The following is a 7,233-nucleotide window of genomic DNA, read 5'->3' on the forward strand; positions in this document are numbered from 1 at the left end:
CTCCGTCGGCCACGCGTCGTCGTCTGCCGCTGGCTCGGCCGAGCTCGGGGGGTCAGTCGGCGGGCAGGGCCTCCCGCATCGCCTTTGCGGTGACAGTGGGGTCGTAGCCCTCGGGGACGCCTTCGACCATGATGATGTCGCACGTGATGTGCCGCGAGCGCAGCGGTGCGATCTCTTGGTATGCGGGTGAGTCCCACCATGCCCGCGCCTCGGCGATCCCGGGGAAAGAGATCATCACGACGTGCCCGGGCCAGCTGCCCTCGACCACCTCGTGCTCTGTGCCGTGCACGAGGAAGCGTCCGCCGTACGGCTCGAAGGTGGCGGGGATGCGCTCGATGTACTCGACGATCTCCGGGTGCGGGGCGGCCTCTTGCAGATGAGCTATGGCGTAGGCGGGCATGGCGTCCTTCCGGTCGGTCGGGCTCCGTACGCCGAGATCATGGCACGCCGCCGTGCCGGGGGCGATGACCTCACAGGTAAGCGGCCCCACCCGCGCGATCCCCACACAGGTGGCGGTCCGGCGCCGAGGCCGGGCTGTCCCGGGCCGTGCGAGGTTGCTCAACGCCGCCCGACAACGACGGAAGCCCACGGCAACCGAACTGGTCAGAGCCGTGGGCTTCTTCAGTCCCGCTGGTCAGCGGAGCCGGTGATCAGTAGACGGGCTTCTCCGGCTCGATCTGGTTGACCCAGCCGATCACGCCGCCGCCGACGTGGACGGCGTCCGAGAAACCGGCGGACTTCAGGACCGCCAGGACTTCCGCACTGCGGACACCCGTCTTGCAGTTCAAGACGATCTTCTTGTCCTGCGGGAGGCTTTCGAGGGCCGAGCCCATGAGGAACTCGTTCTTCGGGATCAGCCGGGCGCCCGGGATGGAGACGATCTCGAACTCGTTCGGCTCGCGGACGTCGATGAGCTCGAGGCTCTCGCCGTCGTCGATCCACTCCTTGAGCTGCTTGGGAGTGATCGTGGAGTCGGCGGCCGCCGCTTGGGCCTCCTCCGACACGACGCCGCAGAAGGCCTCGTAGTCGATGAGTTCGGTGACGGTCGGGTTCTCACCGCAGACCGCGCAGTCGGGGTCCTTGCGCACCTTGACCTGGCGGTACTGCATCTCCAGGGCGTCGTAGATCATCAGGCGGCCGACGAGGGGCTCGCCGATGCCCGCGAGGAGCTTGATGGCCTCGTTGGTCTGGATGGAGCCGATGGACGCGCACAGCACGCCCAGGACGCCGCCCTCGGCGCAGGAGGGGACCATGCCGGGGGGCGGGGGCTCCGGGTAGAGGCAGCGGTAGCAGGGGCCGTGCTCGGACCAGAAGACGGAGGCCTGGCCGTCGAAACGGTAGATGGAGCCCCAGACGTAGGGCTTGTTCAGCAGCACACAGGCGTCGTTGACCAGGTAGCGGGTCGCGAAGTTGTCCGTGCCGTCGACGATCAGGTCGTACTGGCTGAAGATGTCCATCACGTTGTCGGCCTCGAGCCGCTCCTGGTGAAGGACCACGTCCACGTACGGGTTGATGCCCTTGATGGTGTCGCGGGCGGACTCGGCCTTGGAGCGGCCGATGTCGGACTGGCTGTGGATGACCTGCCGCTGCAGGTTCGACTCGTCGACCTCGTCGAACTCCACGATGCCGAGCGTGCCGACACCGGCTGCCGCCATGTACATCAGGGCCGGCGAGCCGAGACCGCCCGCGCCCACGGCGAGCACCTTCGCGTTCTTCAGCCGCTTCTGCCCGTCCATCCCCACGTCAGGGATGATCAGGTGGCGGGAGTACCTGCGGACCTCGTCTACGGTGAGCTCGGGGGCCGGCTCGACCAGGGGTGGCAGCGACACGGGGACTCCGTTGGTCGGTCAGTGATTACGGTTGTTCTCCTCGTAACACTGCCACGGCCTTTTTCATTCCGAGACACCCGTCCCGACTCGCGAGACGATCTCGTCCCAGTAGCCGGGCATCGTCTCCCAGGGGTCGCCTCGGCCTCCCCGGTCCGTGCGGTCCGTGAAGTAGATCGTCCCGGCGCCCTGCCAGCGGGCGATACGGAGCGCCTCCTCCAGATGTCCGCGGGGGACGCCGTGGACGAAGTGGCAGAAGCGTTCGGGCGGATGGTCGGCGCTCCACTCGGCCGCCTGGGACCAGCGGTAGTCGCTCCAGGCGCCCGAGAAGGTGACGAGTTGGCCGGCGTTCTCGGCGTAGCCGGGGTGGGGGTGGGTGCCGTGGCCGAGGACGACGTGGGCGTCGTCACGCATCACCCGGAGGGTGGTGACGGTGCGGCGGACCTCGGGAAGGCCGGCCTGTTCGGACGGGCAGCGGTCGAGGAGGAAGCCGTCGACCTGGTACCAGTCGAGGTACCGGTGCGCGTCGGAGATCAGGGCGCCGTGGCTTCGCGCTCCGTACGCGAGATCGAGGTGGCCGAGGACGCGGACGCCCGCGTTGCGCAGGCGTCCGCCGGCTTCCAGGCAGCTCGGGTCGGGCTGGGCGCCGGGGCCGTCGGCGACGTTGAGGACGACCCAGTGCAGGGGTGTGCCCGGGCCGGTGAGGCCGGCCCACTCGCCGGGGGCGACGAGGGGGTGGGCCAGGCCCGGGACACCGAGGCCGGTGCGGACGTCGGTGCGCGCGGTGCCCGCTTCGGTGCTGGTCAGATACGGCATGCGGCCTCCATCCAGATATCGGCGAGAGACTCTTCCAGGGCGATCCGGGGTCGCCATCCGAGCCGGTCGCGTGCGGTGCGCACATCGGCCTGCTGCCAGCTGCCGCAGCCGTCCGGGTACGGGTGGGCGGCGGGGGCCGCGTGCTCGGTGTCGGGGCGGTCGCCGCGGTGCCCGAGTGGTTCCGGGCGGTGATGGCCGAGGCCGTCGGTGCGGTGGTGGCCGAGGGTTTCGACGCGGTGGCCGACGGATTCGGTGCGGGGGTGCCCGATGGCGGGCCGCAGTGTGCCGGGGGGTCCGTCGAGTTCGTGCAGGGACCCGCCGTAGCCGGCCACGCGGGCGAGGGTGGCGGCGGCGTCGCGCAGGCGGACGGCGCGGCCGGAGCCGATGTTGATGACCCCCTGCGCGGCGGAGAGCGAGGCGGCGTGGACGGCGCGGGCGACGTCGCGTACGTCGATGAAGTCGCGCTGGGCGCCGAGGCCGCCGAGCCGGAGTTCGCCGTCGCCGGACTGCATCGCGCGGCGCATGGCCTCGGCGAGGCGGCCCAGGGGGGAGCCGGCGGGGGTGCCGGGGCCGGCGGGCGAGAAGACGCGGAGGACGACGGCGTCCAGGCCGGAGCCGAGGACCAGTTCGGTCGCGGCGAGTTTGCTGACACCGTAGGGGCCGCCGGGGCGGGGTACGGCGTCCTCCGCGGTGGAGGAGCCGGGCTGGCTGGGGCCGTATTCCGCACTGCAGCCGACCTGCACCAGGCGGGCGCCGCATCCGCTGCGGCGCAGGGCTTCGCAGACGGTGGCGACGGCGACGGTGTTGTGCCGGGTGAGTTCGCGGGCGCCGCCCCGGGTGGCACCGGCGCAGTTGACGACGACGCCGGGGTGGACCGCGTCGAGGAAGCGGGTGAGGGCGCCAGGGCTGCCGGTGGCGAGGTCGAAGCGGACGTCGGCGTCGTCGCCGCGGCCGAGGGCGGTGAGCTGGACGGCCGGGTCGGCGAGCAGTCGGTCGGCGACGAAGCGGCCGATGTAGCCGTTGGCTCCGATCAGCAGGACTCTCATCGGGCGGCTCCCGGTGCCGAGGCGTCGGGTCGGGAGGTGGTCATCTGGGGGCTCCTTCAGAGGGTGATACGGGCGTGTGGGGGGCTGTCCGGGGGTGCGGTCATCGCAGTCGGCTCCGTTGATGCGTGGGCCGAGGCCCTGGTCAGGCGGCGAGTCGTGTGGACCAGGAGGGTCAGGGCTCCGGTTCCGCAGATCGCCGTCGGAACGCCGGCCGGGCCGCAGGCGGCGACCACGGCCTCCACGGGGGCCGCCAGGAACTCGCAGCCGGGGAGGCGGCCTGCGAAGAGCGTGGCCAGGGCGGCCGCCTGGGCGGTGGCCGACGCGGTGAGGACGAGAGCGGGGGCGTGGGTGCAGCCGTGCACGGTGAGCAGGCGGGCGAGCAGGAGCAGCGCGCCCAGGGTGAGTGTCTGGGCGTAGGCGGCGGGCTCTGCGAGGACCGCGCCGGTCAGCGCGACCAGGGCTGTCAGGACTCCCATGAACAGGGCGAACGTGCCGAGGAGCAGGGGGCGTACGGAGGCGGAGAAGTCGGCCAGGCCGCGACTGGCCGACAGTGTGCGGCGGGCGCGCACGGCGAAGAGGTGGGCACTCGCGGCTGCGGGCGCGCAGGCCAGGGCGAGGGCCAGTACGGGGGTGACGGTGACGGGCCACGGACCGTCGGCGGTGCCGTCGGGCAGGCCGTCGGGGCCGCCGGCCAGCGCGGTGCGGAGCAGTCCGTCACCGAGGAGGGCATAGCCGACGAGCCAGCAGGTCCAGGCCCAGGTGCCGTTCGTACGTGTCGCGGCACTCAGCGGCCCCCGGCGCAGTGCCGCACGCAGAGCCAGGGTCACCGCGAGGGTGCCGACGACGGCCGCGATCAGGCGCGGTCGGCCGTCGGTGAGGCGCAGGCCGGCCACGGCGGCGACACACAGCGCGCCGGGCAGCAGGGCGAGGACGATCCAGGCGGCGCGTAGCCGGGGGGCCGGCAGGTCCGTGGGGCGCGGGGACGTGTCGCCGTCACGCGGGACACGGGCGTACATCTCCTCCGCGAGGGAGAAGACGTCCCGATGGCGGAAGCGTGCGGCGGTCCGGTCGGTGACGCCGTGCGCCTCCAGGCCCGCCGCGATCTCCAGCGGGTCCACGGCGCGTACGCAGAGGTCGTGGTGCCGGTGCATCAGGGCCTTCACCGGATCCGCGGTGGCTCGACGAGCAGGGGAAGGCGGCTGCTTGCCGACGGGTACTGCTCGGCCGGGGTCGGCCGCTCCGCCACGGTCGGCCGCACCGCCACAGTCGGCCACGTTGCCGCCGGCGGCGTCGCGCGGACGCCCGCCCGCCCCCGGAAACGGGTACTCGCCCGATCCGCGGCCATTGCCCGGCCGCCGGCCTTCGCCCGGCCGGCTCCTCTCGCCCGGCTGCCGACCCACGTCCGGTCGGTTGCTCTCGCCCGGCCGCCGACCCACGTCCGGTCGGCTCCTCTCGCCCGGCTGCCGAATCCCGGTTGGGCTCTGGTCGTCACCCGCTCGCCGGTCGGCAGACGCATCCGCGTCGGATGTCCCGGCGGCCAGAAGGGCCCGCGAGCATTCGTCCCAGGCACCCGGGGTGCCCGGGGTCTCGGGTCGGTCCAGTTCGCCGAGGCCGCTCATCGGGCCCCCTCGGCCACGGTGACCGGGGTCGTGGCCCGGGCGGGGGCGTCCGTCGCCCAGCGGGGACCACCTCGGGACGCGACGCGAGTCGTGGGATCGGCCCAGCGGCCGGGGACGCGCGCCTCGGCGGGGACGGCGAACGGCAGGGGCCCGCCGGTGTCGTCGAGGGCTGCGCGGCGTACGGGCGTCATCGCGAGGATCTCCAGGTAAATGCCGTGGAACGCCGCGACGTTCTGCTCGACGGTGAACAGCTCCAGTGCGCGGGCGCGCGCGGCGGCACCCAGGCGCTCACGGCGCTCGGGGTCACGCAGCAGGGCTACGCACGCCTCGGCGAGCGCCCGGGGATTGCGCGGCGGCACGACGAGTCCGGTGCCGCCGATGGCCTCCACCACCGCGCCGACGTCCGTGGACACCGTCGCGCGCCCGCAGAACATGGCCTCGACCAGGCCGGTCGGGAAACCCTCGACGACGCTGGAGAGGACCACCAGGGCGCCCGCGGCGTACGCGTCGGCGCGGGACGGCAGTTCCGGCCCGCCGGTCTCCTCGAAGGACACCGGGTTGCGGCCGACAGCGTGCGGACCGTCGGCCTCGTCGGGGAAGAGATGCGCGGCCAGGCCCTTGCAGTGGGCGAGGTAGGCCGCGCCCTCGGGGCCGGCGGGGGCACCGACGATCCTGAGGCGGGCCCCGGGCTGCTCCTCGCGGATCTCCGCGAAGGCGTGCAGCAGCGTGACCAGGTCCTTGGTGGGCTCGACACGGCCGACCCAGACGAGGGTGTCCGGGTCGGCGCACTCCGGCGACTCGCCCACTTCGGCGTAGGGGGTCGCGTCCATGCCCGGGTGGACCGTGCGGAGCTTGGCACGGTCGGCCCCGCAACGCTCCTGCCAGCGGCGGGCGTGCGTGTTGCCGGGCGTGATCACGGACGCGTGCCGGTAGGTCTCGGCGGCCAGCCGGGCGTGGAAGGCGGCCAGCAGGGACCGTGTCGCGGGTGACGCGTCGGGGTCGGTCAGGTAGTGCGTCCGCAGCCGCACCCCGTACTCGGTCACCAGTAGAGGCACGTCGCGGAAGTACCGGGCGAGCAGGCCGGAAAGGGCCGCGGTGCCACCGGAGGTGGCGTGGCACAGGTCGACGGCACCGAGACCGTCGTCCTCGTACCAGTCGAGCGACAGGGGGCGCAGAGCGCGTTCGAGGCGCGCGGCGACGGCGAGCAGGTCGGGGACGCGCGCCTCACGCGCCGAGCGGTGGGCGCCGGGCGCGCGACAGGCGCGTTCCAGGGCGCGCACAGCGGTCTCCGAGCGCAGTGCGCCGGACAGTCCGCCCTCGTCGCGGGCGAGTTCGGCGAGTCCGTACAGCGCGCTGGCGAAACGGTCCGCCTCAAGGGCCGACGCCTCCTCCGAGGCCCCGGACGAGTCCTTGGGGGTGCTCGTGCACAGAATCGCGGCCAGTTCCCCGTAGCACTCGGCGAAGCGCCTGCGAGCGCGCCGTCCGTGCGCGACCCCGTCCTCCACGGTGTCCCACAGCGGCGCCGTGCGGACCCGGCTGACCTGCGGCGGCAGCGGGACCCACCCATCCGCCTCCTGGCGCTCACTGCGACTGAGCGCGTAGAGGTCGAACTGGTGCTGCCCGAGACCGCGCACCAGCCGGTCGCACCAGAGCCCGGCTTCACCGCTCACATACGGATAGCCACCCTCCGTAAGCAGTCCGATGCGCACGCGTGCACCCCCGATCTCCCGTTTGGGGAGCCGCCGTTGGCCCGGCGGCTCGCAGCGGGACGAACGTATGCGGACAAGGCGGTGGGGGGGGGGGGGGGGGTGGGTGGCCCCCCCCCCCCCCCGCGGGGGGCCGGACAATAAAACAAAGCGGGGGGGGGGTGGGGCGGAGGGGGGGTTGCGCGACCCACAGGGGGGGGGCCGGCCGCCCCCCCCCCGG

6 protein-coding genes are annotated in these 7,233 nt (G+C 73.4%); all 6 read right to left on the bottom strand.

All coding sequences use genetic code 11. From position 1 onward, the window contains the following. Window positions 1-52: 52 nt before the first annotated feature. Window positions 53-400: a DUF1330 domain-containing protein gene (locus tag ACH4F2_RS31680; protein ID WP_398136188.1), complete on the bottom strand. Its 348-nt coding sequence runs from the start codon at window positions 398-400 to the stop codon at window positions 53-55. Window positions 401-650: 250 nt separating this feature from the next. Then, the gene (moeZ, locus tag ACH4F2_RS31685) at window positions 651-1,829 is read right to left on the bottom strand and encodes an adenylyltransferase/sulfurtransferase MoeZ (RefSeq protein ID WP_398136189.1); all 1,179 of its coding nucleotides are present in this window, start codon (window positions 1,827-1,829) and stop codon (window positions 651-653) included. Window positions 1,830-1,892: 63 nt separating this feature from the next. After that, the gene (locus tag ACH4F2_RS31690) at window positions 1,893-2,642 is read right to left on the bottom strand and encodes a spherulation-specific family 4 protein (RefSeq protein WP_398136190.1); all 750 of its coding nucleotides are present in this window, start codon (window positions 2,640-2,642) and stop codon (window positions 1,893-1,895) included. Further along, window positions 2,630-3,688, bottom strand: a complete 1,059-nt coding sequence (locus ACH4F2_RS31695) for an NAD-dependent epimerase/dehydratase family protein (protein WP_398136191.1) — start codon at window positions 3,686-3,688, stop codon at window positions 2,630-2,632. Before ACH4F2_RS31695 ends, ACH4F2_RS31690 begins: the two co-directional genes overlap by 13 nt. Before the next feature lie 56 nt (window positions 3,689-3,744). Next, entirely contained in the window at window positions 3,745-4,839 is a 1,095-nt protein-coding gene (locus tag ACH4F2_RS31700) for a hypothetical protein (RefSeq protein ID WP_398136192.1), read from the bottom strand. A 464-nt stretch (window positions 4,840-5,303) separates the two neighbouring features. Continuing rightward, on the bottom strand, window positions 5,304-7,016 hold the full coding sequence (locus ACH4F2_RS31705) for a DUF3492 domain-containing protein (protein ID WP_398136193.1): 1,713 nt from the start codon (window positions 7,014-7,016) through the stop codon (window positions 5,304-5,306). Window positions 7,017-7,233: the final 217 nt, after the last annotated feature.

It is taken from the genome of Streptomyces sp. NPDC017890, assembly GCF_044328675.1.
GTDB lineage: Bacteria > Actinomycetota > Actinomycetes > Streptomycetales > Streptomycetaceae > Streptomyces.

What these genes read in the sequence shown, in the direction of transcription:
- ACH4F2_RS31695 (WP_398136191.1), bottom strand. Translation starts at nt 3,688, where the DNA reads ATGAGAGTCCTGCTGATCGGAGCCAACGGCTACATCGGCCGCTTCGTC.
- ACH4F2_RS31680 (WP_398136188.1), bottom strand. Translation starts at nt 400, where the DNA reads ATGCCCGCCTACGCCATAGCTCATCTGCAAGAGGCCGCCCCGCACCCG.
- ACH4F2_RS31690 (WP_398136190.1), bottom strand. Translation starts at nt 2,642, where the DNA reads ATGCCGTATCTGACCAGCACCGAAGCGGGCACCGCGCGCACCGACGTC.
- ACH4F2_RS31700 (WP_398136192.1), bottom strand. Translation starts at nt 4,839, where the DNA reads ATGCACCGGCACCACGACCTCTGCGTACGCGCCGTGGACCCGCTGGAG.